The organism is Allofrancisella frigidaquae (genome assembly GCF_012222825.1).
Taxonomy (GTDB): Bacteria; Pseudomonadota; Gammaproteobacteria; order Francisellales; family Francisellaceae; genus Francisella; species Francisella frigidaquae.
Genome location: NZ_CP038017.1, coordinates 729,196 through 755,718 on the forward strand (window position 1 = coordinate 729,196; position 26,523 = coordinate 755,718).

Genomic DNA, 26,523 nt, shown 5'->3' on the forward strand with positions numbered 1-26,523 from the left:
TCTGTATTTTTTGAACTAATAGTACATTTATAGCTATCTGTTGATATAATTTCATTATAGTTATATTTTTGTTGTTATCAAATGTCTAGACAAATCTTTATAGATACTGAAACTACTGGTTTTGATTTTAAAATTGGTAATAGGATTGTTGAGTTTGGAGCTGTAGAAGTTATTGATAGGAAGATAACTGGCAATACTTTACACTTTTATTGTAATCCAAATTTTGAAGTTGAAGCAGGAGCATTAGCGATACACGGTTTAACAAATGAATTTTTAGCAGATAAGCCAACTTTTGATGAAAAAGTTGATGATATGATAGGGTTTCTTAGAGATGCTGAAATTATAATCCACAATGCAGCTTTTGACGTACCATTTATTAATTGGGAGCTTAATTTATTAAAAAACAACAAGTATGGAAAACTTGAGGATCATGTTGCTAACATTGTAGATAGCTTAGAAGTTGCTAGGAAAAAACATCCTCTACAAAAAAATAATCTAGATGCCTTATGTAAACGTTATGCTATTAGAAATGATCATAGAACATTTCATGGAGCTTTATTAGATAGTGAGCTCTTAGCAGATGTGTACCTTGCTATGACAGGAGGGCAAACTAAACTGTCATTACAAACTTCTAAATCTGCAACTAAAGATAGTGCAGATATAGATTTTGAAAGACTAAATTTACGTCAAGCAAGTGTTAGTAATCTTGCAGAACATGATAAATATCTTCAGGGAATACTCAAACTAGAAGAAGAAATTAGATGGTAAAAAGACCTAAATTTACAGAAGCTGATAAAAATACTCTTGTATTAGTTGGAAAAGACTTCTTTCAAAGAGATGTATATTTAGAAAAAAATACTTATAAAGCTTGGTTAGCTTTATATGCTGCTGCTAAGTCTGATGGTATAGAACTTTTTATTGTATCTGGGTTTAGAAGCTATGATTATCAACAAAAGATTATTGATAGAAAATTAGCCAATGGTCAAACATTGGAGCAAATTAGCAAAGTAAATGCTTTAGTGGGAGAAAGTGAGCATCATACAGGTAAAGCTATAGATTTGACAACCTTAGGTGAAAAAGAAGTTTTAACTGAGGAGTTTGAAAATACTGAAGCTTTTTATTGGCTAGATGAAAACGCTTCAAAATATGGTTTTATAATGAGTTTTCCTAGAAATAATAAATACGGCTTTATTTATGAGCCATGGCACTGGTGTTATAAAGATGAAAAATTTAAATAAATTATTTTTGATTTGCTGGGTATGTTTATTAGGTAGCTGCAGTAGTGCTTATAAAGATGCTAAAGATGACCTTACCAAAGTAGAATTTGAATCTGGTAACTACCCTAAATTATTTTTTTCTGTACGTGAGAAGTTAGCACAGGCAAATTTAAAATCAGCTATTAAAAGCAATAACCATATTGGAAATATAGAACAACTTAAAAATTTAAATAGTTTAGAATCTGGAAGATTATTACAACTAAATGATCAGTACCAAATTTCCATAGATGAGTATAATAAAGCTTTAAGTACTGTGGCGACATCTAAAGATGAAGCTATAAAGCAAGCAAGAGCAATATTATTAAATAAAAATACTTATAATTATTATGACACTGATAATGCGTATGTAATTCCTGACTACGCTATAAACTTCTTGTATATATATCAAGCTTTAAACTATTTAAAACAAAATGATTTAAGTTCTGCACTTAATTCGTTAAAGCAACTAGATGATGCTAAGTTCTGGACCCTTCAGCAAGATGGTATAGCTAAAGGTATGGCTAAACTAGCACAAAAACAGCTTAAAACAGATGCTGTTAATATGGAAAATTTAGGCGTTAAAAATTTCGAAGCTTTAGAAAATATGACTAATTTTTCTGACAGGGTCCCAAATTCATATGGCAATCCTATGGGATATTACTTAAATGCTATCTTAGAAAGTTCTATATCTAAAGATTATAATGCTGCTTTAACAAGTTTAATAAAAGCTCAACAATATACAGTTGGAAATCATTATCTTGACCAAACAGTACAAGAATTCTATTCTGCAATAGAAAGCCAAACATCACCATTTCCAATGGGAATGGGTCGGATAGTTGTTTTTTATGAGCAAGGGTTAGTAAACACTAGAGATTCCATAAAAGCACCTTTAAATATTGGCAATATTGGAGTTAGGAAATTTCAATTACCTGTTTACAATACACAGTACCAATTTTTTGAGCCTAAAAAGGTTATAATTTCAGATAATGATAGAGAATTAGTCAATACTTATACCGAAACACTATTAGATGGTACTTTATTTGCTATAAAATCTTTAGTGGCTGAATATCCTAAGATAATTATGCAAAATACAGTCATTGAGATTTTAAAGTACAATTATGATAAAAATTTTGCCTTAGGTGGGTTGCTAGGAAGTAAGTTGAAATTTGATTTATCAAAAATAGAACCAAAAGAAGCTGATTTAAGAAGTTGGCTACTGCTGCCAAATAGCGTGGATTTGTTTGAACAACAGATAGATAGTGGAACTTATACTATCCAAATAAATAATATACGTCAAAAAATATCAGTCCAGCAAGGTAAAACAACTTTGTTATGGGTTGTCGATATAGGTAGCTTTAAAAAAGTTTTTTATTTTATTGTTTGATTTTCTAGCCGTAACCATATTTACTCCCCATGGGCTAAATGATATAACTTAATTAGAATATTCATAATAATACACAAGGAAGTATCTTATGAAAAAAGTTTTAATTTTAGGAGCTGGCCGTGTAGGCTCTTTGGCGTCATGCTTGCTTGTAGACAGTGGTGAATATATTGTCCATTTAGTTGATAAGGTTATACCTGAAGATAACCCAACCTTGGAAAAAAATAATACAAATCTTAAATACATTGAATTAGATGTAACTAATACAGAAAAATTAGAAAATTATGCTAAAGATAATAGTTTTGATGCGATAGTTTCTTGTTTACCGTTTTATTTTAATAAAGGCATAGCAAGCTTAGCAGCTAAGTTAGACCTTAACTACTTTGATTTAACAGAAGATGTTGAAACAACAAAATATATTAAAGAATTAGCATCTACATCAAATAGTTTTTTTGCCCCTCAATGTGGTTTGGCACCAGGATTTATTAGCATTGTAACTAATAATCTTTTGGGTGAATTTGAGCAGGTTGACACTGTGCGTATGCGTGTAGGAGCTTTACCTCTTAATGTCTCAAACACACTTCAATATGGTTTAACGTGGTCTACAGAAGGTTTGGTAAATGAGTACGCTAAGCCTTGTGAAGCAGTAGTAGGAGGGCAAAAGAGGATTCTAGCACCATTAGCTGATATTGAAGAGATTAAGATTGATGGCTTAACTTACGAAGCTTTTAGTACTTCAGGTGGAGTTGGCTCGATGATTGAGACCTATAAAGATAAAGTCAAAAATATGAATTATAAAAGTATTCGTCACCCTGGGCATTGCGAAAAAATGAGATTTTTAATGCAAGATATGAAGCTTGGTGATGATTTAGACCTAATGGTTAAAATTATGGATAATGCTATCCCACGTATTAACCAAGACATAGTATTAATATACGTTTCAGTAGACGGGATTCGTAAAGGTCTTAAGTCTGAGCGTCATTTTGCTCAAAAATATCCATCCAAAGTTATATTTAAAAAGCGTTTTTCAGCTTTACAATTAACTACAGCAACAAGCCTTTGCGTGACTATAGATATCATGCTAAATAAACCGCAAAAAGCTTCTGGTTTTATTAATCAAGAGTCTATTTGCTTAAAAGATTTTTATAATAATAAGTTTGGAGATTACTATAAAAACTCTGGTTTTTTGATACAAGCTGAATAGCAGGAGGTTATTAATATGTTAGAGAAATTTAACTTAGGTCTAGAAAACTATATAGTAAATGATAGTGGAGATACTATTGAAACCCTCAATCCAGCTAATGGTCAAATTATCGCTAGAGTTCTAAATCACAGTATTAAAGATATGCAAAATGCTATTGCAAAAGCTAAAGAAGCTTTTTTACAGTGGCGTCAGATGCCAGCTCCAAAAAGAGGGGAGTTGGTTAGATTAATAGCTCAAGAGCTACGTGAAAATAAAGATTCTTTAGGTAGTTTAGTATCATTAGAAATGGGTAAGTCTAAGCAAGAAGGTGACGGTGAGGTTCAAGAAATGATTGACATGGCAGATTTTGCTGTTGGTCAATCACGTATGCTCTATGGTGCAACTATGCATTCTGAAAGAGCTGAACATAGAATGTATGAGCAGTGGCATCCTTTGGGCGTAGTAGGCGTTATTTCGGCATTTAATTTTCCTGTTGCTGTATGGTCGTGGAATGCATTTTTAGCGGTAATATGTGGTAATACAGTAGTATGGAAACCTTCTGAAAAAACTCCTTTGTGCTCTATTGCTGTACAAAATATTTGTCAAAAAGTTATTAAAGAAAATAACTACCCAGAAATTTTTTACACTGTTATTTCAAAGGATATAGAAGTTTCAAAGGCTTTAGTTAACGATGAAAGGGTAAACTTAGTTTCATTTACTGGCTCAACAAAAGTAGGGCAAGATGTTGGCCAACAGGTAGCAAAGCGTTTTGGTAAATGTATTTTAGAGTTAGGTGGCAATAATGCAACAATAATAGATGAAACTGCTGATTTAAAGCTTGCAATACCTGGAGCTGTCTTTGGGGCTGTTGGTACAGCTGGGCAACGTTGTACAAGCTTGCGTCGTCTTATAGTGCACACGTCTATCTACGATTTGGTCAAAGAAAAAATGCTTAATGCTTACAAGCAAATCAAAGTTGGTGATCCCTTGGATCAAAAAAATCTAATGGGACCAGTTATAGACCAAGTTGCTGTTGAGAATTTTATTAATACAGTTTCAAAAGCAAAAGAGCAAGGTGGTAAGCTTCTAATAGGCGGTAAGCAAATACAAAAAGAAGGATTTTTTGTAGAGCCAACTATTATAGAAGCTAACAAAGATATGCATATAGTAGCAGAAGAAAACTTTTGTCCTATTTTATACATAATGCCTTTTGAAAATATAGACGAAGCGATTAAATTAAATAACTCGGTTAATTATGGACTATCAAGTTCTATTTTTACCAATAATTTACAAAATGCTGAAAAGTTCCTCTCAAGCCAAGGTAGTGATTGTGGTATTGCTAATGTAAACATTGGAACTTCAGGAGCAGAAATTGGTGGAGCTTTTGGTGGAGAAAAGCATACAGGTGGTGGCCGTGAGGCTGGTTCAGATGCATGGAAAGCTTATATGCGTAGACAAACTAATACTATAAACTATGGTAAAGATTTACCATTAGCGCAAGGTATTAAATTTAATTTGGAGGATTAAAAATTTATGAGTATAGATATTTTAAATAAGCTATGGGATCAATATGTTGCTTTTAATCCTCATGTTACCCAGATTTATGATCTGTTTGTGAAACAAGGAGAAAATCCTGTCAATGATCATATTGCATTAAGAACATTAGATGATCCAAGTATAGATATAAATACTTTAGCTCAAGTTTTTATAGATAAGGGGTATAGTATTTGTGGAGATTATGATTTTAACGTTAAAAAACTAAAAGCAATACACCTTGAACATACAGATGAGAATCAGCCAAAAGTTTTTATAAGCCAGTTATTGACAAAAGAGTTTAGCTCTTTTGTTCAGGAAACTATGAAAAAATGTATCAAAGCTATTCCGCAAAAGTTATTAGACAATAAAGAGCAACTTTTAATTTCAGGCACTAGTTGGGATAAATTAAGTTATCAAACTTATACTAAACTTTTAGAAGAATCTGAATATGCGGCTTGGTTTTATGCCTTTGGTTTTAGGGCAAATCATTTTACAGTATTTATCAATAAATTAAAAAAATTTGATGAAGTAGCACAAGTAAATGACTTCTTAAAACAAAATAGTATAAAGCTTAACTCTTCAGGTGGAGAAATAAAAGGCACTTCAGCTGATTTGTTAGAGCAGTCAAGTACACTGTCTGGTTTGGTAGAGGTGGATTTTATCGAAGGTAAGCAAACTATACCATGCTGTTACTATGAATTTGCTAAAAGGTATCAGGATAAAAATGGTAAGTTATACCAAGGTTTTGTAGCTAAATCAGCTGATAAAATTTTTGAAAGTACTAACTTTAAGAGCTAGTAATTTTATTAAAAATTTGCATTTAATTGAATATATGCTAAAATCTTGATTTGTTATTTAATGGTGTGTACCCTAAACTTTTATAAACTTAATTAACTGGCATTTTTAAGTGAGGTGAGAGAAGTATGCCAAGCGTTAGAGTTAAAGAAAGAGAACCTTTTGACGTTGCTCTTAGAAGATTTAAAAGATCTTGTGAGAAAGCTGGAATAGTATCTGAGCTACGCAGTAGAGAATACTATGAAAAACCAACTTGGGCACGTAAAAGAAAAAAAGCTGCTGCTGTAAAAAGGGCTTTCAAAAGCAATATAGTAGCAAGATAATTTAATTCACCTTGAGAGTAATTAAATACTCTCATCTATTTTATTAGGAAATCTTATTTATACAATGTCACAAATTTTTAATCAGTTGACTCAAGATATGAAAGAGTCTATGAAAAATAAAGATAAAAATAGGCTAACTACTATTCGTATGGCTATGGCTGCTATTAAACAAAAGCAGATAGATGAAAAAATTGCTATAACTGATGATATCGTGATAGCTATCGTTAATAAGATGATCAAACAAAGGCAAGATTCTTATAATCAATATATCCAAGCTAATAGAGTTGAGTTGGCGGATGGTGAAAAAAGGGAAATAGAAATTCTCACAAATTATATGCCAAAGCAGCTAAGTGACGAAGAGGTAGTTGCAATAGTGCAAAAAGCTATAGAGTCTGTAGGTGCTACTTCCATGAAAGAAATGGGAAAAATCATGGCATATGTAAAGGAAGAGTTAGCTGGTAGAACAGATATGAGTAAAGTTAGTGCTATAGTAAAATCAAATTTAGGTTAGTTTTTGCTGCTTTAAAATATGACAAAAAGAGTCTCCAATATTTTTATCAAAGATCTAATATCTAGTGTTGATATTGTTGATGTAATTTCACGTTTTGTTAAGCTTAAAAAATCTGGTAAAAACTATAAAGGTTGTTGCCCATTTCATAACGAAAAAACTCCTTCTTTTTTTGTAACTCCGGATAAAAATTTTTTTCATTGTTTTGGGTGTCAAGAGTCAGGAGATACTATTACTTTTATAAAAAAAGTTAATAATTTAGATTTTATTGATGCTGTAAAAAATTTAGCAGAAATGATAGGTAAGCCTATAGAATATGAAAATCATTCTCAAGAAGATATACAGCAAGAACAATTATATAATAAATGTATAAGTTTTCTGGAAACAGCTCAAAAATATTATCGTTGGAGTCTAGGAAATTCCAGTATGAAAGATAAGGCTATAGATTATTTAAAAAAACGTGCTATAAGTAGCGAGTTAGCTAAATTTTTTGGTATCGGATATGCTTGTGATGGGTGGGATAACATTATCCAATTGGCGAAAAAAGCAAAACTTACTGATGATATTTTGATTGAAACAGGTTTGGTAGTACAAAAAGATAACGGTAATATTTATGACCGTTTTCGTAAAAGGATAATGTTCCCTATACGTAATATTCAAGGGAATGTTATAGCTTATGGTGGTAGAGTGTTAGATGATAAGGACGGTGTAAAATATATTAACTCACCTGAAACCCTAATTTTCCAGAAAAATAATATACTTTACGGTTTATATGAGTATAGACAATTTAAAAAACAACAGAAAAATGTAAGTGAAAGTTTAGTTGTAGTAGAGGGCTATATGGATGTTGTGGGATTAGCACAGCATGGCTTTTATGGGGCAGTTGCTACTTTGGGGACAGCATTTACGCAAAATCATGCGAAAATTTTATTTAGAGAAACTAATTCGGTGGTATTATGCTTTGATGGAGATCAAGCTGGACAAAAAGCTGCTATCAGGACTATAAAAATAGTATTACCAACTTTAACTGCTAATAAAAAACTTAGGATACTGACTTTAGAAAATAATAAAGATCCAGATGATTATATAAAAGAATATGGTTTAGAAGCTTTTCAAAATATTTTAGATAAAGCGTTACCAGTAGCGGAGTTTCTAATTAAAAATTTTGTAGGTAATCGAGACCTTAATACCGCACAAGCAAAAGTAGAAGTGTTAGAAAATTTAAAAGCATTTTTAACTGAAGTAGAGGAAAATATCTATTCAGAAAGCATAATAGCTACAATATCTGATAAGGTAAATATAAAAATAGATCAAGTAAAGAAGATTTTAAAAATACGCAAGAGAATAGACAGTACTATAGGTCAAAATTTAGCTGTAAAGCGCTATAATAAGCAACTAAAGATCTCCAAAAGTTTGCTTTTAGAACAGATATTATTGGCAGAAATTTTTGTAAATATAGAAGATTTTAAAGAGTTGCAAAAAAATACTGTTTTTGAGATATTTTCAGCCTCGCAAAACCTAGATATTTTAGCAAAGAGCTTGAAAATTCTCAAAGAGGACACATCTAATGAAGTTGAAGCTATTATACTTATACAACTATTAGCGGAAGACTATCCAGAGTGTCGAGAGTATTTTTTTGAAATTTTGAGTTATGGTATTGAAAATACACTTAAAAAACATGCAAAAGAAGCTGATTACCAAAAGCAAATAGTAGATATGTTAAAACGAGTTGAGAATCTAAGCGTAAAGCAGCAACTTAAATATTTAGCATCGTTGCCACTTCGGACAGAAATCCAAGAGATGGAACGTAAATATTTAGTAGCAAAATTAGGTGTTTAGTTTAAATATTAAATGATAAATATAAAAAATAAAATTCTATTGGAGTGTTAAATGACAAAAGAAGATTTGCTCTCAGATCTAAAAGATTTAATCATCGATGGTAAAGAAAGGGGTTACTTAACGAGAGCTGATATTTTAGATGCTTTGCCCGGTGATGTTTCGGATGATCCTAAAAAGTATGAAGAGATAGAGGCAATATTAGTAGATGCTGGAATTGATGTTTACGATAGAACTCCCGAGTTAGAAGAAGAGGATGAACGTAAAGTAAGTGAAGCAAACCTTGATGATTTGAAAGGAAAAACTTCTGATCCTATCCGTATGTATATGCGAGAAATGGGTATAGTAGACCTTTTAGATAAAAAAGGTGAGACAGAAATTGCAATAAGGATTGAGGAAGGTACAACAGAAGTTTTTAGTACTATTTTGAGTTATCCAGTAGTTGTTAAAACATATATTGAAAGATTTCGTGAGCTAGAAGAGAAGGCTGCTGAATACATGGCTTCTCAGGAAATAGAAGAGGAACCTGTAACTAAGTATATTAGATTTAATGAAATAATGGCTGGTTTTAGTGATGAGCAAGATGTTGAGGAGAAATTAGCTGAAAGCGATCACGAGGAAAAAATAGATACTCAAAGGGCATATGAATTTTTTATAAACCTTGAGAAACTGTATGAGCAATATCAAGAAAATCCAAACAAAAAGCTCTATACAGTAATAGTTAAAGAATTTGATAACTTAAGGTTATCAACATCACATTTACAAAAATTGGTAGATTATATCAGATTACCATTTGTAAAAGTTAGAGAATTGGAAAGAAAAATTTTAAGGTTAAGTGTTGAGAGAGCCAAAACTCCTCGACAAGAATTCCTAAAAGTATACAAAATAGGCAAAATAGACTGGCTTGCGCCCATTACTAAAAAATATAAGTTTACTGAAAATGTTATTCGTGAGATAGAAACACTTACTAAGCAGATAAACCAATTCCAAAATTTAATGATGATGGATATTGAAGAGCTTAAAAAAGTCAATTTAGAGATCTCAAAAAGTGAAGCTAAAATCACGCAAGCTAAGAAAGAAATGATAGAAGCAAACTTAAGGTTAGTTGTTTCTGAAGCTAAAAAATATACAAATAGAGGTTTACATTTCTTAGACATTATCCAAGAAGGTAATATTGGTTTGATGAAAGCTGTAGATAAGTTTGATTATCGTAAAGGTTTTAAATTTTCAACTTATGCTACTTGGTGGATCCGTCAAGCTATTACACGCTCTATTGCGGACCAAGCTAGAACTATTCGTGTGCCAGTGCATATGATAGAGACTATTAATAAGGTAAATAGAGTTAAGCGCCAGATTATGCAAGAAAAAGGTCGTGAAGCTACAGAAGAGGAGATTATCGAACATACGCCAAATATGACTAAAGAAAAGCTTAAGAAAATTCTTAATATTTCGCATACGCCTATTTCAATGGAAAGCCCAATTGGTGATGATGAAGATTCTACAGTAGGTGATTTTATTGAAGATAAAAATAACTATTCTCCAATAGAGTCAGCAAATTTAGAAAACCTAAGAGAAGCAATTAAAGAATTGATAGAGACAGGGTTAACTGAAAGAGAAGCTAAAGTTTTGATGATGCGTTTTGGTATAGGTATGAATACTGACCATACTTTAGAAGAAGTAGGTAAGCAATTCAACGTAACCAGAGAGCGTATTAGACAAATCGAAGCAAAAGCTCTTAGAAAATTAAAACATCCATCTAGATCATCTTTCTTAAAAACTTTTTTATAATTTATAGGCCTAATTACCTAGTTGTTTGTAGTTATATTCTTCCTCATTTATTAGTTTTACTAGTGTTGGATAATGTTGACTAGATTTTAATGATTTATTAGCTCTTAGTTTTGCAAGCCATATACCTGAACATCCAAATATAGGATCACATTTATTGGGTGCGCCGAACCAATCTATTAAACGAAATTTTTTGGCTAAATAATTTAAGCTAAGCGTTCTATTTTCAGGTGTATGATTTTTTATTAGTGCTAAGTTATCATTATTTGTATTGTTTTCCTTATAACCATCACAAGACTCTTCAAAAGTATCAACCTTTTGACATGAATCTAAATATAAATATCCCCATGCATATTTCTGAATTCCTGGTTCAAACCACCAATCAACTAAAGTTACGAAATTATCTTTAACTTCATTAAAATATTTATCTATGTCAAATTTGTTAGGTAAATCATAAGTTATTATTTCTAACTTATAGCTAGACAAGTCAAAGGATCTAAGCTTTGTGTGTATTTTTTCAGCCATCTGCAAGGTTTTGTATATCCCTTCTGCTGTTCTTGGTATCTCTATAAATATGGATATACTCCCAGCAATAACACTATGATCTTTATCAATCCACTCTTGAGCTGTTAAACTTTCACTAAATAAATCGTCTAATGCTTTACTTCTATAACCGATTTTATATTTTTTGAAATTTTTATGGTATTGTGTAGCAATACCGCCAATTAAAAAATAATTATTACTGGCTCCTTTAACATATTGCTCAAATATTGATCTCCATTCTTTAGAGATTTTTTCCCACATATATTCATTTGCTACTAATCTATCTCCTTTAGGGGAATACGACCCTATATAAGTAACATCGTCGCTGTCTTCTAACTTATACTTAAAATTATATTCATTCAAATTGCTTGAGTAACTTACATCCCAAACTTCAAATTTCTCACCATAATATTTTTGCTCAAGGCGTTGCTCTATCTCATTTATAACTTCTGTATAGTTACTTATCCAATCTATAAATCCGCAGTATCCTAACGTTGGTAGGGTTAAAATTATTGCTAATAACAGTTTTTGTAACCGTTTTTTTTTAAAATTTAAATTATACATACACAGGTTTTTTTTAAACTAAAACACTTAATGAGCAACTATAATAATATAATATATTTTTGTTAAATTTAATATATAAATTTTTTATAAATAATTATTATATTTATTAGCTTTAACTTCTTAGCTAATCTTGAGAATACAATCTAGCAAATAAAATCATATATTTTTACCTAGCAACTTGTATATGTTAGAATTACTTTCAAGTTTGTTTTTATAATCATTCAGTAGATAATGGATACTTACACCGTAATAGTAATTTTATTTTCCCTTGTAGGCATATCGGCATTTTTCTCAAGTTCAGAAACGTGTATGATGGCTCTTAATAAATATAAATTAAAGCATTTGGCTAAGAAAAATAATAAAGCTGCAAAGCGCAGTTTATCATTAGTAGCTAAACCAGAAAAACTTTTAATTACTATACTTATAGGTAATACTTTTGCAAACATCTTTGCAGGAGCAGTTATTTCGTCATATTCAGAAACTCATTTTGGTAGTTTAGGTCTTATGGTATCTACTATAGCTGTTACTATGATTATTTTAATATTTGGAGAAATCATACCAAAATCATTTGCAGCAGTATATCCACAGAAGCTAGCATTTCCATTTTCATTGCCTTTAAAACTGATTATGTTGATTTTATATCCTATAGTTATAGTTTTAGGGATAATATCTAGGGTAGCGCTTAAGATATTTGGTATTAAAATAGAATCAGTAAATAATGAATCTTTAAATAAAGACGAAATACATACTGTTGTCCATGAGTCAAATGCAAAGCTAGGGTCTAAAAATAAAAATATGCTTTTAGGTGTCCTTGAGCTTGATAAAATTTTGATTCAAGAGGTAATGACTCATTTTAATAAAATAGAGTATATAGACTTAAATAATCCTACAGAAAAAATACTTGCTCGTATTTCTAAAATCAAATCAGCAAATATTCTTGTATGTGAAAATGGCATAAATAATGTAATAGGTGTCATTAGATTTAAAGAAATAATTAATTTGCTAATACTATCTAAGTCTAGTATTAACAAGTCTAAGTTGCGTAAAATTGCCCAGCAACCATATTTTATCCCAGAAACTGTATCTTTACAGACGCAACTTATCAATTTCCAAAAAAAAGGGAAGCGTTTTGCTGTGGTTGTCGATGAGTATGGAGATGTTACAGGGGTGGTTACAATAGAAGATATTATGGAGGAAATAGTAGGAGAGTTTTCTGATAGGTTTGATATCCATAATAATATTCGTAAGCTTGATGATGGTAGTTACTTAATTGGAGGTAGCGCTACACTTAGGGAAATAAATCGCCATATTGGTATTCAGTTTGAAAGTGAGGATGCTAAAACCCTTTCTGGTTTAATAATTGAGGAGATTGAGAATTTACCATCAGGACCATGTTCTATAAAAGACAATAACGTTCTGTTGGAAATCACAGAAATTAGAGATAATAAAATAGTATCTATAAAGCTAACAGTTTTGTAGATATGAATCTAAAGAGGTAATAAATGGTTGATGCTAATATTAAATTTCCTATAGAAAATGTAAAGCGTCTTTGTTTCCTAAAGAACATTGTGGATAATCCTAATATTATTGTTGGTGATTATACTTACTACGATGATCCGGAAGATGTAAATAATTTTAACAAAAATGTTTTGTATCATTTTAATTTTATAGGTGATAAGTTAATTATAGGAAAGTTTTGCCAAATTGCAGCAAATGTTCGTTTTATAATGAATGGAGCTAACCATGCTATAAAAGGTTTCTCTACTTTTCCATTTGCTGCGTTTGGGAATAGTTGGAAAGATATACCTCTTAGCTCAATTAGTAAAGGTGATACTGTTATAGGTAATGATGTCTGGATTGGTTATGATGCTTTAATTATGCCAGGTGTTAAGATAGGGGATGGAGCTATAGTTGCATCGGGATCAGTTGTTACAAGAGACGTTGAGCCTTATTTAATTGTGGGAGGTAACCCTGCTAAACTAATACGTAAACGCTTCGATGAGCAAACTATTAAAAAGTTACTGAAACTTGCTTGGTGGGATTGGTCACTTGAAAAAATTACTAAAAATGCAAAGGCTATTGTTGAGGGAGATGGGGATATTTTTGGTTAAACATTAAACCTAAAATTAACCACATCACCGTCTTTCATGATATAGTCTTTTCCTTCTAGACGAGCTTTACCTGCTTCTTTGGCGCCTTTTTCACCGTTATATTTTATATAATCATCATAAGCTATAACTTCAGCACGAATAAAGCCACGCTCAAAATCTGTATGGATTACTCCAGCTGCTTGAGGAGCTGTTGCCCCAACTGGTATAGTCCATGCTCTAACTTCTTTGACACCAGCTGTAAGATAAGTCTGTAAATTAAGTAAAGAATAACCAGCCTTAATAACTCTATCAAGACCAGTTTCAGTCAGTCCCATATCAGCTAAAAATTCTAATTTTTCTTCTGGTTCTAGTAGAGTTATTTCTTGTTCCATAGCTGCACAAACTGGCACTACGTTTGAGTTTTCTGCTTTTGCATACTCAATAACTTTATCCAAAAGAGGATTATTTTCAAAACCATTTTCATCAACATTTGCAATATATAATACAGGTTTACTTGTTAGTAGGGGAGTTTGTTTAAGCCATTTAATTTCATCTTCAGTCATTTCAAAAGTTCTAGCTGGTTTTTCAGATTCTAAATGCTCTTTAAGTTTAGTATAAAAATCAGCTTTTGCTAGAGCTTCTTTATCACCAGATTTTTTCATTTTAGCAAACCTTTGAACAGCTTTATCACAAGATTCAATATCAGCTAAAATAAGTTCTATATTGATGGTGTTGATATCATCTATAGGATCAACTTTACCACTAACATGAATTACATTGTCATCCTCAAAGCATCTAACTACATGAGCTATAGCATCTGTTTCGCGAATATTAGCTAAAAACTTATTACCTAGTCCTTCACCTTTACTAGCACCTGCTACTAATCCTGCTATATCAACAAATTCCATAGTAGTTGGAAGTATTCTTTCAGGATTAACAATTTTAGCTAACTCATTTAACCTTTGATCAGGAACAGACACAATCCCAACATTTGGGTCAATAGTGCAAAAAGGGTAGTTCTCAGCTTGAATTCCAGCTTCTGTAAGTGCATTAAAAAGGGTAGATTTACCAACATTAGGTAGACCAACTATACCACATTTAAATCCCATAAAAATTCCTTAATAAAATTACTTTGTATGTAGCCTTTGCATTACAGGCTCTAATTGATAGTTTATTATATCATCTAAAAAACATATCGCATTATCAATGCTAATGTCTATTTGCTTTTTTTGCTCTATAGATGGTTTTGATAGCACGTAGTTTGAAACCTTATTTTTATGACCAGGATGACCTATACCAATTCTTAAACGCAGGTACTCATTTGTACCTAAATGTTGATGAATACTTCTAAGACCATTATGTCCTCCATGGCCACCACCTTTTTTAAGACGAATTTGGCCACAATCAATATCTAACTCATCGTGAGCAACTAGTATTTCTTCTGGTTTTATTTTATAAAAATTAGCTACTTTGCTAACAGCTAAACCACTGTTATTCATGTAAGTAGTAGGGAATACTAGAATTACATTATTATAAGCAATATTTACTTTAGCAATATTTGAGTTAAGTTTTGAATTTACACTAAAACTTTCTTGTTTATCTTGAGCAATTTTAGCGATAAACCACTCTCCAACGTTATGGCGGGTATCTTCGTATTCTTTGCCTATATTTCCTAGGCCAACTATCATTTTAATTTTGGTCATCGTACTTTAAGTTGTCCAGTAGTATTTTAGTAATTTTTTGGATAACAATATCATTAGCTTTAGCATTTTTATCTACTTGAGTATAAAAAATACTTATTATAATAGGTTTTTTATTTTTAGGCCAAATAATAGCAACATCGTTTGTTGTCCCATATTCACATGTTCCAGTCTTGTCCCCAATTTTCCATTCTTCTGGTATATTAAAAGCTATTCTATTTTTTCCTGTATCATTTTCTTGTAACCACTTTTTGAAAAGAGATTGGTTTTTTTTATTAAGGATTTTTTTATCAAAAGCTACTTTATTAAGGTCTTTAGCAATTATTCGGGGAGTGGTTTTATTTAAATTATCTCTAAGGTTAACGTTATTTATAGCTGGTTCATCTGCGGTGATTATAGTATCTCTATCACCTAGAGATTGGATAAATTTATTTAAATTTTTTAAGCCGCCTAATTTTTTAATTAGCAAATTAGCAGCAGTATTATCACTTAACATTGTAGCTTTACTTAATTCTGCTATAGTTAATTTTTTGTCTATATTTTTAGATGTTATTGGAGTGTATCCAATAATGTCATTTTCATTGATTTTTATTTTTTTATTGAGAAGGTTTGGGGTCTCCATACTTTCTTTAAGTACTGCACCAACTACTAAAAATTTATAAACGCTACAAATAGGAAAGTAGAAGTTCTCATTATAACCAAAGTGGCTTTTATTATTATAATCAATTAAATATATTCCAATTTTACCACCATATCCTGTTTCTAACTTAGCTATTTGGTTTGATATCTCAATACTATTTGAAGTAGCAAAAGTTATGGTAATATGTATTAAACTAGATAAAAAAATAATTATTTTCTTCATGAGTTTAAAATTGGTCATATGTTAGAAGTAAAAACTCATTAAGTTTTTTAACATTTTCTTTTTTAGCTACAGTAGCATTGGTAAGTGGAAGTTTATTGCCACCAGAAATTTTAAGAGCCCCTTGAGAAGTCTTGTAAATAATAGTTGGAAAACCACTTATGAGTTTAGATAACTTAAGGTTACCAGAGGTTTTTTGATTAGTTTCACTGAGTTTCTTGTCATATTTTTTATCTTGATAGAATTGCAAAAGAGCTTTCAATGGATTTTCTGAGTTAAAAAAACTATTAACGATATTTGTGCTGTTGTTTAATGCACCAACTGGTATCCAACGTACAGCTAATAACCCTTTTTTTATAGCTGGTTGAGCAGCATCAAAGAGAGTATTACAATGGCTACAACTAGGATCTATAATGGCGTAAAATTTATGAGGAGCAGTATCACTTCCTTGTTGAATATAAGAAGCGTTTTTCTTTATTTCCAAATAAAGTTTGTTTGCAGTATCATCTGAAGTAAAGTAACTTATATAAATTTGGTTAAGATTAGTCAGTGTATTTTCGTTTCTATCCCAAGCTAGAAGCTCACCATTTACTATTACGCTACCATCATTGCTTGTAAATGTGATCGTACGCTTTTTAGGGTCTTTTTTATCCTCAAGAACATATCCTTGTAAGTTTATTCCTGTATCGAAAGTTTTTATGATCTTATATTGTGGGAATGCTTGTTGAACAATAAATAAGCCTTGTTTATTACTTGAGACACTTGTATTTATTCTAAAAGTACTAAAAATGTATAAAAGCAACACTAATATTACTACTATTAATATTAGGATAATGAAATTTCTCTTTGACATCTCATAGTGGAGATTGAATTAGCATAACGTGATTATACCATATATAAAGATTATCTTTAGTAGCTAGATAAAAAATGCTAGCTAAAATTATAGAAGGACCAAAGGCAATAACATTTGTTCTACGTCCAAATAAATTTATTAAGCCAGCTATTATTAAGCCAATTATGCAGCTAGCAAAGATAGCATAAATTAACATCTGATAACCAAACCATGCACCGATAGCAGCCAAAAGCTTAAAATCACCGTAGCCAAAGCCTTCTTTTGCAGTAAAACTTTTATATATCCAATATATGCTCCACAATGATAAATACCCTAAAATAGCACCCCATACTGCGCTATTTAAGCTGGTAAATACCTCATAACTATTTATAATTAGTCCTATCCAAATAAGAGGAAGAGTTAGTTCGTCAGGTAATATATAGTGTTTTAAGTCGATTATAAGAAGAGGAATAAAAAAACAAAAAAGTAAAATAAGTGCAAAAGCTTGCCAGCTTACTCCATATAAATAAATTATGATACAAAAACTAATAGCTGTTACTAATTCAACTAAAGGATATTGAATGGATATTTTGACTTTACAAAAATAGCATTTTCCTTTTAGCAAAAACCAGCCTAATATAGGTATGTTATGTCTATATTTTAATTTGTTAGAACATTTGGGACATTTTGAGGGTCGTAGGATATTTTCTTGTTGCTTTACATCTATATCAACAGCTTCGTTATCAATTATATTTAGTATTTCTTTAGCAGTTTTTTCATCTTGCTGCTCTATCATTTCTGGAAGTCTAAAAGCTAGAACATTTAAAAAACTGCCTATGGCAGCACCAAATAGAAAAGTAAAAAAGAGTACTACATATGTATCAAACATTTAATTTAAGGTGGTTAGTAAAACTTTAAATAAAGATGATTATATATTATAGTTTACAATCTTGAAAATATAGAGGTTAATTATTTTTTGCGGTTTTTGCTTTCTCTGCAGCTATTTTTTTTAATTTCGCTTTGTTAACACCATCAATAGCAGCTATACGATAAGCTTCGGCCATAGTAGGATAGTTAAAAGTAGTGTTTAAGAAATATCTTATGGTATTGTGTTCAGCTGGCATAGCTTTGATCGCTTGCCCAATATGAATAATTTCTGATGCTCTATGGCCGAAACAGTGTATACCAAGTATAGCACCGCTATCAGGGTTAAATAAAATTTTGAGCATACCCGTTTTATTTTTTGATATTTGTGCTCTAGCTAATTCTTTAAAGTAAGATCTACCTACTTCGTAAGGAACACCCTCAGCTATTAGTTCCTGTTCTGTTTTGCCAATAGAGCTAATTTCTGGTCTAGTATATATACCAGTAGGTATATCCTCTACTAGTTTATCATTACATGAGCCATCTATAATATGAGTTGCCGCAAATCTACCTTGGTTAAAAGCAGCTGAAGCTAATGATGGAGGTCCTATAACATCACCTACAGCATATATATTTGGTACAGATGTTTGATAGCTATCATCTACAGTTATTTGTCCTCTGCTTGGATTGATTTGAACTCCTATTTTATCTAAGTTTAAACCTTCAATATTTCCAGAGCGACCAAGAGCAAATAACACATAGTCAGACTCTATGATCCTTCCTGATTGTAAAGTAATAGTTACATAATCATCATTTGCTTGTATTGATTTATATGTTTCATTATTAATTAAATGGATATGTTGATTTATACAAAAGTGGTTAGTGAGGTTTTCAACAATTTCATCATCTAAAAAAGACATCAGTTTGTCTCTAGTATTGATAAGGTTAATATGTATGTCTAAGGCTCTCAAAATAGAAGCATATTCACAACCAATAACACCAGCACCATAAATAGAAATTGATTTAATGTTTTTATCTTGCAAGGTAAGAATTTTATCGCTATCTAATATTCTTGGATGAGAAAAATCAATATCTGAAGGGTGGTATGGTCTTGATCCAGTAGCTAATATAAAATTTTCAGCTGTAATTATTTCAGTAGAGCCATTTTTTCTAGATATTCTTATAGTATGATTATCTTTAAAACTTGCAAAACCATAGTATATATCTATCTCATGGCTTATAAATCTATTTTTTTTGATCTCTGTTTGAAGGTCTGCTATTTGGTAAGCACCCTCTAACATTTTTGGAAAATCATAGTTACCTTTTTGTCCATTCATGCCAATTTCTCTGGCAATTTGCCTAAGTGTTTTACTAGGAATTGTTCCCCAGTGTGTACAGCCTCCACCAAGCGCATCACCTTCGATAATTGCTACTTTTTTACCATTTCTAGTAGCTTTCATGGCTGCACCTTCACCTCCAGGGCCACTACCAATAATAATTATGTCATAGTTATATTGCACGAGTTTCTCCAAAGTTTAAAATTGCACTATGTACTACTACGCTACGATGATAACATACTATGGAAACTTATGTGAAACAGTTTAACCAATTTGTAGAGGTGTTTTCTGCCTTGAATACAGATTTATTGCGATATTAAGTTAATAGTCTTTTAAGATATTGGATTGTAGGAAATTGTCTGTAATATCAGTGTTTGGAATTTTAATATCCTTAATTATAGTATCAAATGCTTTCGTATTATTTTTATCTAGCTTATTTAGATCTATCATTACTGAACTAGCTGGATTTGAATATGATGACAAATAAAGTAAATTTTTATCTAAATCTTTGATGACAGTATAAGCAGTATGATCATACATCGTTTGGTCACTAATTTTCTCGACAACAGTGCCTTTTGCAATATCAACATTATGTAATATATGAGCTATTTTCGTTACCAAGCTTTCTAGAGCAGGGCTTTCATTGTTAGAATAGTACGCTAGTATAGCAACCTTAACAAATCTAGACGGCGGAGAATAGTCTCCAGGTAATCCTAAAAAGCCATTTCCTTCACCTAATCCATTTATATCTTGAATAGTTTTTTGTTTGTTTTTGTTATCTTCAACGAAATCACTAATCTTTACTTTAACTATAGTTTTATTACTCAAGTTTAAATAATTTTTTAGGTTAATAAGATGCCAATCGTAAGTAGGAGCATTTGTCATTACTTTGACGTTAGAATTTACATCATAAAGCTTTACATCTCCATTTACATATTCTACAACTAGACCTTCTCCCTGCTTATCTGTAATAAGAAAATGTAATTCTGGAGATATACCATCAACCATAGTTGTGCTATCTGACCATACTTTATATTCTTTTAAAGCTTGTCTTACTTGATTAATATTTGCAAATTCACTTAGGATAAAAGTAGTAAATTCGATAATAGACACATATTTATTATCATTTTTGCTAACTTTTTGATACTGAGTAAAATTTGGTAAATAATTAGCACTAACGCTAAGACCTTGATCATTTTGGCCATCTATAAGTATGGTTTGATGATCATTTTTAATGCCAGTACCTAAAATGGAGTATTTAGATTTATAAGTTTGTATGGGTAATACTAGATCAGCTGGTGCTGCTAGGGATTGCTCAGTGTTTTTAGGGATATAAATAACTCTCCAGTCCCAGTCTAAACCCCACTCCATAGTTCGTCCTGAGACTACATGCTGCTTTGCATCAACAAGAGTAACAGCAGTACATGCGATTGATTGAGAAATCAAAGCTAAAGGTAGTATTGTTATAGCTATGATTCTTTTAAAATAAAATTTCATACCGATAAGTTTAAATGTTAGTAATTAATGTTAAGGATAATACCATATAGTAGAGTTTTTTTAATAGCCATTTTAGGGGTGGCCAAAAAAGTTAAAAAGCCAAATACTAATTAGCTACTAGTCTGTTATATCTGTTAAGCATAGTAATATTACCTGACGTGCCACCACAATGAATATATATTATAGGTTTTGGCAATTGATCGTAGTTTTTTAATAATACTTTCCATGTGATAGGATCATATAATAAGTCAAATTCGATGTTGGTTTGCTTTAGTAGCTCCGCATATAATTTATAGTTATTTATGTCTAGTTGACCAAATGTGGATTTGAAGTTTTTTACAAGCACAGCAGGAGGTGGTTGTTTGGGGTCAACCATAAAAAATTGTTTTTTCAAATAATCTTCATCACCAACACAAGCTACAGTATAAACTTTATTAGGTAGGTATTTTTCCAAATATAAGGATGTGGTGCCTGTGCCTGATGCTACTATTACACTATAATCTTGAAAATTATTTTCTTTACAATATTTTGCTATTTCGTTAGCACATTCTGCTATACCTATTTCAGCATTAGGGTTCCTACCACCTTGATCAAAAAAACAAATATCTTTGGGATTTGTATATTCTAGTTTTATATTTTCTAGATTTAAGGAGTGTTGTTGGGTTTCAAAAAGTTGCATACCATTATTTAGAGCTAGTTTAAGGTTGCCATTTTGATTTTGCTTTAGAAACTTTGGTAGAGGCTTGATCCAGTAATGAAACTGCCAATTATTAAGCTTGGCTAGTTGTGATAATGCAAGCATAAAGTTAGACTGATTACCACCAAATGAAACGATAGATTTGACATGCGAGTATTTTTGTGGATTTTTTAAAATATAAGCTAATTTTCTAGCTTTATTGCCTGAGAAAATAGGGTGGCTTAAATCATCTCTCATAATGATAAAGTGTTTATCATTAAAAGTAACTTCTTGGAAGAGAGATGGCATTAGTAATGAAAGTATTATTCTTCTAAAAGCTCAAACTCTTCTTTTGTTACACCACAATCAGGACATTCCCAGTCTTCTGGTATGTCTTCCCATTTAGTACCTGGCTTAATACCATCTTCTGGCCAACCTTCAGCCTCATCGTAGATAAAACCACAAACAATGCAAATATATTTTCTGTATTCCATAACTTTTATTCAAAACTGTGTAAAATAAATATGATCGTATTTTAGCATTATAAGAAGTGTATATCTATAAAGATATGAAGATTAACTATAGTGATGGTTTTATGATTTAGGTTTATAGTAGTTTTAGATTCCTATTCAAATATAAAGTTTGTATATAGTATATTACAGCTAAAGAGTTTGGAAATTCTTTTATTGAGTGCAGAGAGAAAAGATTATTCAGGCTTTAAAATTTTATAGTCAATAGGAATACGACTTGTTAGTGGATTTTTTGTACATGATTTTACATGGTCAGCATCAATAAAACGGTATGGTAAATGTTCATCACGTCCCTTTGGAATGCCTAGACGTGTCGTTTGGATAATTTTTTGGGGTTGATAACCTGTATCGGCTATAAAAAACTGTTGTGAGAACTGTTGTTGATCCCAGTCAGGAACTTTTAAATTTAAAGCACGACAAAGTAGAGTTTGTCCCGACATTAGTCTATGAGTTGAACGTTTTTCTCCATTTGGAAGTGGGTTAAGTTGGTGCATAACCTCAAGCATTTGATTATCGGAAAGGTCTCCGTAGGGAATAGCTGATTTAATTAAAACAGCGCAACCTTCTCCATTAGCTGAAATATTTAAAGAATCTTTACCGCGAGAGTAATACATGTAGATTGTTCCAGCTGGCATAAATAAGGCTTTACGTTTAAGTGTAAAGCCTAAAGAGGCATGACTTCCTTTATCTGTTAATTCATATGCTTCAGCTTCAATAATTTGAGCATAAAGCCAGTGATCATTATAGTATCTACAAATGACTTTTCCTAATAAATCAGGTGCTAAAGCGAGTGCATCTTGATTAAAAAAAGAAGTGCTAACTCTTTGCATAAATTTACTCTCTTTAATTTTATCCGGTAGCTACTATAATTTCGCTTCATCAATGGCTATTTTACGTGAATGGTTAGAAAAAAACACAGCTTTTCTATCAATAAATGTATCTGTAATTTCTTTAGGGATATCTTTATCTAATTTTTTACTAATTAATCGATAAAACGCATCTTTAGCGGTTTCACTAAAACCTTTTTTAAAGCTTTGGCTTTTTACCTCTTCTGAGCACATTAGAAAATTTTTTATTCTAACTTTTGGGTCTGTATTACTGGTGCCTGTAACGCAACCATTTGGTGCAGCTGTTGCTATGTTAAACCCTTTACGAGTGTAGTAAGCAGCGATACCTTTAAATATTTTATCATTGCTAAATATGGTAATACTAAGATAAGTACGATAGTTACGGTATCTTTCCACATATTCTCCAACTTTAGCACAAATATAGCCATCCATATTATCCTTATTTCCTTCACCGTAGATAATGGGAACAAGTTCAAAGTTGCTGTAAATTTGAGTTTTTTTAAAATTAGATTCAAGTTCTTGGCTATTAGTGAAAACTATCACTCTATCAAAATTGCTTTCTGCTACGCCAGCAAAATTATTGTAATTTTCTGAATCAACTATAGCTAACCTAAGGTACTCCATTTATTAGTTTCCAAAACATGTCTATATTATTATTTTAGCTAAAAGCTATTTTATTGGCTATCTTTTGTTAAAATGTTACTAAATTAGTAAACATTTCTATAAATTATGTTAATTCAATTAGAATATAGTTATTTGAGCTTACCACCAGAATTTTATTCTAAACAACCGGTTTATAAATATCCAAAAGCAAAGCTATTAGTTTTTAACAATATATTAGCAAAAGAGTTTGGTTTAAAGTTAGAGCAACTAGATGAAACAGAGTTGTTAGATTTTCTGCTAGGCTACCAAAGTGAAAACTCAATAGCCCAAGCATACGCTGGACATCAATTTGGGCATTTCACAATGCTTGGCGATGGTCGAGCAATACTTATTGGGGAATATAAAAAGCCAGATGGTACAGTAGTAGACATCCATTTAAAGGGGGCTGGACTTACTAAATTTTCACGTGGAGGTGATGGAAAAGCAGTCTTAGGACCAATGCTTAGAGAATATATAGTCAGTGAGGCTATGCATAATTTGAATATACCAACCAGCAGAATATTAGCGGTAATAACCACAGGTGAAAATGTTCAAAGACAATCAGTTGAACAAGGTGCTATAGCTATAAGAGTAGCTAGTAGCCATATAAGGGTTGGAACATTTCAATACGCAGCAATGCTTGGTAAGAATTATGGCCAAGGTTTGTTAGATTATACTATAAAAAGGCATAGTATTCCTTATGGTGAGAATAAGGCTTTAAGCTTATTAGATTACGTAATAGACAAGCAAACTAGCTTAATTACCCAATGGGAGAGAGTAGGGTTTATTCATGGCGTTATGAATACTGATAATATGACTATTTCAGGTGAAACAATAGACTATGGACCATGTGCATTTATGGATAAATATGATCCAGAAACTGTTTTTAGTTCTATTGATAGAAATGGGCGCTATGCATTTGCAAACCAAGCTTCTATTGGTGGATGGAACATTGCAAGACTTGCAGAAAGCTTGTTAGTTTTGATATCTGAAGATGAAAAAGAAGCTATAAGCCTAGTTGAAGAAGCGCTTGCAAAATACTCTGAAATTTATAAAACTAAGTGGCAAAAGATGTTTTTATCAAAGCTTGGTCTGGCTAGTTACCAAAACGAAGATGAAAGTTTAATTTCAGAACTGTTGATAGAGATGTATAAGAATAATCTTGATTATACGAATACATTTTATAATTTATCTTACCAAAACTTTGAAATTTTAAGAAACCAAGGTTTAGCTAACTGGTTAGATAAATGGATTTCTAGGTCTCAAAAAGTTGATACTTCTGATATGAAACAAATTAATCCATTTGTTATACCACGTAATCACCAAGTTGAAAAAGCCATTAAATCAGCAGAAGGTGGTAATCTAGGAGATTTTCATAACTTAAACAAAGCCCTAAAACACCCATACGAATTTGATAAACAATATCAAAGCCATATGTTAGAGCCAAAAGAAGATGAAATTATAAAAGCTACTTATTGCGGGACTTAGAATTGTCCTGGAATTATAGCTAATAATAAATATGAAAGAGTTATGTCATACCTTTTATGTCTGAAAATGCTCACGAAAGCAGTATTTGAGCTTAAATTATAAAAATTATTGTATACTGAGACAGATCACTTTTTTAGTAAAAAGGGTTATGTATTTAGTAGGTATTTGGGTATAATCGCTATTAATTCGATTTAATTTATATCAAATATATCATGAGTGTAAATTTTTATTCAAGGTGTACAAATTATTTATTAGCTTTTGGTTTGATTTTTTTATTAACGCCTTTAAGAACTATAGAAATTCTTGCTGTAAGCTTGATATTACTAAATATTTTTTTCTATATAAAGAACGTAAAAGAGTGTAATAAGCTTTTTAAAGAAAATAGACGGTTTATCTTTTTACTACTGCTTTTACCAATATATAGTTTATTTATGGCACTTATTCATTTAGATGGTCGGTTAATGGCTATACCTTTAGTGTTTTTTATTCCGTTTATTCTAATTATGTCGTTGAATTATATTACTTTGCAAAAGAGTCTTTTTCTAATTTGCACTTTGATAGGTGCTATAATCACATTAATTGAAGTGTTCATGGCCGTTCATATTGGCGCAGTAAGGTTTGATCCAACACATTATAATACTATTTACTCAGGTCTTTTCTCTTCAACAGAGGCGGCCTGTTGTTTTTACTTCATGATTTTGTTTTTAGAAAACAAAAAATACTTATTATCAACTTTAATGTTTTTCGTTTTTGTTGTAATGTCTGTAGCATGTTTATATATGGCAAGTAAAGGGGCTATTATATGCCTGTTAATTGCAATATTTTGTATACCTTTTTTTCTTTTAAGTTGGAAGAAAACTCTTTTATTTGTAACTTGTAGTGTATTTATAGTGGGGATTTTGTTTACAGGGTTTAAGAATTCTTCTTATGTAGAAAGATTTTCAGAGATGTTTCATAGTATTGAAATTTCAGAAAAGAATCAAGTTCTTTCAAATTCTACAGGAATAAGGCTTCAATTATATAGGGCATCACTTATATGTGCTAAACAGCATCCTTTTGTTGGGTGTAATATAGAGCAAGCAAATACAATAAAAGAAGATCTTATGAAAAAAAATCAAGCATCACTTCTTGCGATGGACTATCAGCACTTTCATAGCGATTTTTTTAATAGTTTAGGAAAAATGGGGGTTATTGGAGCTATTTTTTGGTGTGTTTTTTGGGTAAGTACTTTTGCATTTTTTCTTCTTCAAAGGGAAGAAAATACTGGAATTAAACTATCATTTAACATTTCTATATTACTAGTTGTAACATTTTTTATTAATTCGTTATTTGATTCTATGATGGCGTATGGTAAAGGGATTATGTTTTTGGCTCTTGTAGTTATTATCGCAGCTGCTTTTAATAAACAAGGTCAGCTTAGTGGTTCTTTAGAACGTTAATTTGTTAATTT

26 protein-coding genes are annotated in these 26,523 nt (G+C 31.2%); 14 read left to right on the top strand and 12 right to left on the bottom strand.

Features of this window, described 5'->3' with window-relative positions; genetic code table 11:
* Positions 1–81: 81 nt before the first annotated feature.
* The 10 genes from dnaQ (at position 82) to rpoD (ending at position 10,606) form a co-directional block, all read left to right on the top strand.
* Positions 82–768, top strand: a complete 687-nt coding sequence (gene dnaQ / locus E3E15_RS03410) for a DNA polymerase III subunit epsilon (RefSeq protein ID WP_172106590.1) — start codon at positions 82–84, stop codon at positions 766–768.
* Entirely contained in the window at positions 762–1,238 is a 477-nt protein-coding gene (locus tag E3E15_RS03415; RefSeq protein WP_172106591.1) for a M15 family metallopeptidase, read from the top strand. The genes dnaQ and E3E15_RS03415 overlap by 7 nt, the downstream gene beginning before the upstream one ends.
* Positions 1,222–2,640, top strand: a complete 1,419-nt coding sequence (locus tag E3E15_RS03420; protein ID WP_172106592.1) for a COG3014 family protein — start codon at positions 1,222–1,224, stop codon at positions 2,638–2,640. Before E3E15_RS03415 ends, E3E15_RS03420 begins: the two co-directional genes overlap by 17 nt.
* An 88-nt stretch (positions 2,641–2,728) precedes the next feature.
* The gene (locus E3E15_RS03425) at positions 2,729–3,841 is read left to right on the top strand and encodes a saccharopine dehydrogenase family protein (RefSeq protein ID WP_172106593.1); all 1,113 of its coding nucleotides are present in this window, start codon (positions 2,729–2,731) and stop codon (positions 3,839–3,841) included.
* 15 nt (positions 3,842–3,856) lie between these two features.
* Complete coding sequence (gene amaB / locus E3E15_RS03430; RefSeq protein WP_172106594.1) at positions 3,857–5,347, top strand: L-piperidine-6-carboxylate dehydrogenase; 1,491 nt, start codon at positions 3,857–3,859, stop codon at positions 5,345–5,347.
* Positions 5,348–5,353: 6 nt separating this feature from the next.
* The gene (locus tag E3E15_RS03435; protein WP_172106595.1) at positions 5,354–6,154 is read left to right on the top strand and encodes a DUF1338 domain-containing protein; all 801 of its coding nucleotides are present in this window, start codon (positions 5,354–5,356) and stop codon (positions 6,152–6,154) included.
* Positions 6,155–6,279: 125 nt separating this feature from the next.
* Positions 6,280–6,474: a 30S ribosomal protein S21 gene (rpsU, locus tag E3E15_RS03440; RefSeq protein WP_035718927.1), complete on the top strand. Its 195-nt coding sequence runs from the start codon at positions 6,280–6,282 to the stop codon at positions 6,472–6,474.
* A gap of 64 nt (positions 6,475–6,538) precedes the next feature.
* Positions 6,539–6,985: a GatB/YqeY domain-containing protein gene (locus E3E15_RS03445; RefSeq protein ID WP_035718929.1), complete on the top strand. Its 447-nt coding sequence runs from the start codon at positions 6,539–6,541 to the stop codon at positions 6,983–6,985.
* 18 nt (positions 6,986–7,003) lie between these two features.
* Positions 7,004–8,821 (top strand): DNA primase, encoded by a 1,818-nt coding sequence (gene dnaG, locus E3E15_RS03450; RefSeq protein WP_172106596.1) that lies wholly within the window; start codon positions 7,004–7,006, stop codon positions 8,819–8,821.
* Between the two features lie 51 nt (positions 8,822–8,872).
* Positions 8,873–10,606, top strand: coding sequence for an RNA polymerase sigma factor RpoD (gene rpoD, locus E3E15_RS03455; RefSeq protein ID WP_035718935.1), 1,734 nt, complete (start codon positions 8,873–8,875; stop codon positions 10,604–10,606).
* Between the two features lie 9 nt (positions 10,607–10,615).
* Here the strand turns inward: rpoD and E3E15_RS03460 are convergent, their stop codons facing one another.
* Positions 10,616–11,710 carry a hypothetical protein gene (locus E3E15_RS03460; RefSeq protein ID WP_172106597.1) on the bottom strand — a complete coding sequence of 365 codons (1,095 nt, stop codon included), beginning with the start codon at positions 11,708–11,710 and terminating at the stop codon, positions 10,616–10,618.
* A 231-nt stretch (positions 11,711–11,941) separates the two neighbouring features.
* On the opposite strand from E3E15_RS03460, the gene E3E15_RS03465 reads away from it, so the two are divergent.
* Together E3E15_RS03465 and E3E15_RS03470 are read left to right on the top strand one after the other, a co-directional pair.
* Positions 11,942–13,189, top strand: coding sequence for an HlyC/CorC family transporter (locus E3E15_RS03465; protein WP_172106598.1), 1,248 nt, complete (start codon positions 11,942–11,944; stop codon positions 13,187–13,189).
* 23 nt (positions 13,190–13,212) lie between these two features.
* Positions 13,213–13,821 (top strand): CatB-related O-acetyltransferase, encoded by a 609-nt coding sequence (locus E3E15_RS03470; RefSeq protein WP_172106599.1) that lies wholly within the window; start codon positions 13,213–13,215, stop codon positions 13,819–13,821.
* Here E3E15_RS03470 and ychF read toward each other — a convergent pair.
* From ychF to E3E15_RS03525, 11 genes are all read right to left on the bottom strand, one after another.
* A complete protein-coding gene (gene ychF, locus E3E15_RS03475; protein WP_035718945.1) occupies positions 13,818–14,909 on the bottom strand; it encodes a redox-regulated ATPase YchF in 1,092 nt (363 codons plus the stop codon). The genes E3E15_RS03470 and ychF overlap by 4 nt on opposite strands.
* 18 nt (positions 14,910–14,927) lie before the next feature.
* The gene (gene pth, locus E3E15_RS03480; RefSeq protein WP_035718947.1) at positions 14,928–15,503 is read right to left on the bottom strand and encodes an aminoacyl-tRNA hydrolase; all 576 of its coding nucleotides are present in this window, start codon (positions 15,501–15,503) and stop codon (positions 14,928–14,930) included.
* The gene (gene bla / locus E3E15_RS03485; RefSeq protein WP_172106600.1) at positions 15,490–16,362 is read right to left on the bottom strand and encodes a class A beta-lactamase; all 873 of its coding nucleotides are present in this window, start codon (positions 16,360–16,362) and stop codon (positions 15,490–15,492) included. Before bla ends, pth begins: the two co-directional genes overlap by 14 nt.
* A gap of 4 nt (positions 16,363–16,366) precedes the next feature.
* Positions 16,367–17,212 (bottom strand): thioredoxin domain-containing protein, encoded by an 846-nt coding sequence (locus E3E15_RS03490; RefSeq protein WP_172106601.1) that lies wholly within the window; start codon positions 17,210–17,212, stop codon positions 16,367–16,369.
* A gap of 1 nt (position 17,213) precedes the next feature.
* The gene (locus E3E15_RS03495; RefSeq protein ID WP_172106602.1) at positions 17,214–18,080 is read right to left on the bottom strand and encodes a prepilin peptidase; all 867 of its coding nucleotides are present in this window, start codon (positions 18,078–18,080) and stop codon (positions 17,214–17,216) included.
* 76 nt (positions 18,081–18,156) lie between these two features.
* The gene (gene sthA, locus E3E15_RS03500; protein ID WP_051686746.1) at positions 18,157–19,575 is read right to left on the bottom strand and encodes a Si-specific NAD(P)(+) transhydrogenase; all 1,419 of its coding nucleotides are present in this window, start codon (positions 19,573–19,575) and stop codon (positions 18,157–18,159) included.
* A 138-nt stretch (positions 19,576–19,713) separates the two neighbouring features.
* Complete coding sequence (locus E3E15_RS03505) at positions 19,714–20,889, bottom strand: choloylglycine hydrolase family protein (protein ID WP_035718955.1); 1,176 nt, start codon at positions 20,887–20,889, stop codon at positions 19,714–19,716.
* Positions 20,890–20,995: 106 nt separating this feature from the next.
* Positions 20,996–21,874 (bottom strand): 1-aminocyclopropane-1-carboxylate deaminase, encoded by an 879-nt coding sequence (locus E3E15_RS03510; RefSeq protein WP_035718957.1) that lies wholly within the window; start codon positions 21,872–21,874, stop codon positions 20,996–20,998.
* A gap of 14 nt (positions 21,875–21,888) precedes the next feature.
* Complete coding sequence (locus E3E15_RS03515) at positions 21,889–22,059, bottom strand: rubredoxin (RefSeq protein WP_035718960.1); 171 nt, start codon at positions 22,057–22,059, stop codon at positions 21,889–21,891.
* 212 nt (positions 22,060–22,271) lie between these two features.
* The gene (locus tag E3E15_RS03520) at positions 22,272–22,925 is read right to left on the bottom strand and encodes a DNA-3-methyladenine glycosylase (protein ID WP_035718962.1); all 654 of its coding nucleotides are present in this window, start codon (positions 22,923–22,925) and stop codon (positions 22,272–22,274) included.
* A gap of 33 nt (positions 22,926–22,958) precedes the next feature.
* Positions 22,959–23,567, bottom strand: coding sequence for a PIN domain-containing protein (locus E3E15_RS03525; RefSeq protein WP_035718964.1), 609 nt, complete (start codon positions 23,565–23,567; stop codon positions 22,959–22,961).
* 105 nt (positions 23,568–23,672) lie between these two features.
* On the opposite strand from E3E15_RS03525, the gene E3E15_RS03530 reads away from it, so the two are divergent.
* Together E3E15_RS03530 and E3E15_RS03535 are read left to right on the top strand one after the other, a co-directional pair.
* Entirely contained in the window at positions 23,673–25,073 is a 1,401-nt protein-coding gene (locus E3E15_RS03530; RefSeq protein ID WP_172106603.1) for a protein adenylyltransferase SelO, read from the top strand.
* A 212-nt stretch (positions 25,074–25,285) separates the two neighbouring features.
* On the top strand, positions 25,286–26,512 hold the full coding sequence (locus tag E3E15_RS03535) for an O-antigen ligase family protein (protein WP_172106604.1): 1,227 nt from the start codon (positions 25,286–25,288) through the stop codon (positions 26,510–26,512).
* The last annotated feature ends 11 nt before the right edge of the window (positions 26,513–26,523 follow it).

What these genes read in the sequence shown, in the direction of transcription:
- dnaQ (WP_172106590.1), top strand. Translation starts at nt 82, where the DNA reads ATGTCTAGACAAATCTTTATAGATACTGAAACTACTGGTTTTGATTTT.
- E3E15_RS03415 (WP_172106591.1), top strand. Translation starts at nt 762, where the DNA reads ATGGTAAAAAGACCTAAATTTACAGAAGCTGATAAAAATACTCTTGTA.
- E3E15_RS03420 (WP_172106592.1), top strand. Translation starts at nt 1,222, where the DNA reads ATGAAAAATTTAAATAAATTATTTTTGATTTGCTGGGTATGTTTATTA.
- E3E15_RS03425 (WP_172106593.1), top strand. Translation starts at nt 2,729, where the DNA reads ATGAAAAAAGTTTTAATTTTAGGAGCTGGCCGTGTAGGCTCTTTGGCG.
- amaB (WP_172106594.1), top strand. Translation starts at nt 3,857, where the DNA reads ATGTTAGAGAAATTTAACTTAGGTCTAGAAAACTATATAGTAAATGAT.
- E3E15_RS03435 (WP_172106595.1), top strand. Translation starts at nt 5,354, where the DNA reads ATGAGTATAGATATTTTAAATAAGCTATGGGATCAATATGTTGCTTTT.
- rpsU (WP_035718927.1), top strand. Translation starts at nt 6,280, where the DNA reads ATGCCAAGCGTTAGAGTTAAAGAAAGAGAACCTTTTGACGTTGCTCTT.
- E3E15_RS03445 (WP_035718929.1), top strand. Translation starts at nt 6,539, where the DNA reads ATGTCACAAATTTTTAATCAGTTGACTCAAGATATGAAAGAGTCTATG.
- dnaG (WP_172106596.1), top strand. Translation starts at nt 7,004, where the DNA reads ATGACAAAAAGAGTCTCCAATATTTTTATCAAAGATCTAATATCTAGT.
- rpoD (WP_035718935.1), top strand. Translation starts at nt 8,873, where the DNA reads ATGACAAAAGAAGATTTGCTCTCAGATCTAAAAGATTTAATCATCGAT.
- E3E15_RS03460 (WP_172106597.1), bottom strand. Translation starts at nt 11,710, where the DNA reads ATGTATAATTTAAATTTTAAAAAAAAACGGTTACAAAAACTGTTATTA.
- E3E15_RS03465 (WP_172106598.1), top strand. Translation starts at nt 11,942, where the DNA reads ATGGATACTTACACCGTAATAGTAATTTTATTTTCCCTTGTAGGCATA.
- E3E15_RS03470 (WP_172106599.1), top strand. Translation starts at nt 13,213, where the DNA reads ATGGTTGATGCTAATATTAAATTTCCTATAGAAAATGTAAAGCGTCTT.
- ychF (WP_035718945.1), bottom strand. Translation starts at nt 14,909, where the DNA reads ATGGGATTTAAATGTGGTATAGTTGGTCTACCTAATGTTGGTAAATCT.
- pth (WP_035718947.1), bottom strand. Translation starts at nt 15,503, where the DNA reads ATGACCAAAATTAAAATGATAGTTGGCCTAGGAAATATAGGCAAAGAA.
- bla (WP_172106600.1), bottom strand. Translation starts at nt 16,362, where the DNA reads ATGAAGAAAATAATTATTTTTTTATCTAGTTTAATACATATTACCATA.
- E3E15_RS03490 (WP_172106601.1), bottom strand. Translation starts at nt 17,212, where the DNA reads ATGTCAAAGAGAAATTTCATTATCCTAATATTAATAGTAGTAATATTA.
- E3E15_RS03495 (WP_172106602.1), bottom strand. Translation starts at nt 18,080, where the DNA reads ATGTTTGATACATATGTAGTACTCTTTTTTACTTTTCTATTTGGTGCT.
- E3E15_RS03505 (WP_035718955.1), bottom strand. Translation starts at nt 20,889, where the DNA reads ATGAAATTTTATTTTAAAAGAATCATAGCTATAACAATACTACCTTTA.
- E3E15_RS03510 (WP_035718957.1), bottom strand. Translation starts at nt 21,874, where the DNA reads ATGCCATCTCTCTTCCAAGAAGTTACTTTTAATGATAAACACTTTATC.
- E3E15_RS03515 (WP_035718960.1), bottom strand. Translation starts at nt 22,059, where the DNA reads ATGGAATACAGAAAATATATTTGCATTGTTTGTGGTTTTATCTACGAT.
- E3E15_RS03520 (WP_035718962.1), bottom strand. Translation starts at nt 22,925, where the DNA reads ATGCAAAGAGTTAGCACTTCTTTTTTTAATCAAGATGCACTCGCTTTA.
- E3E15_RS03525 (WP_035718964.1), bottom strand. Translation starts at nt 23,567, where the DNA reads ATGGAGTACCTTAGGTTAGCTATAGTTGATTCAGAAAATTACAATAAT.
- E3E15_RS03530 (WP_172106603.1), top strand. Translation starts at nt 23,673, where the DNA reads ATGTTAATTCAATTAGAATATAGTTATTTGAGCTTACCACCAGAATTT.
- E3E15_RS03535 (WP_172106604.1), top strand. Translation starts at nt 25,286, where the DNA reads ATGAGTGTAAATTTTTATTCAAGGTGTACAAATTATTTATTAGCTTTT.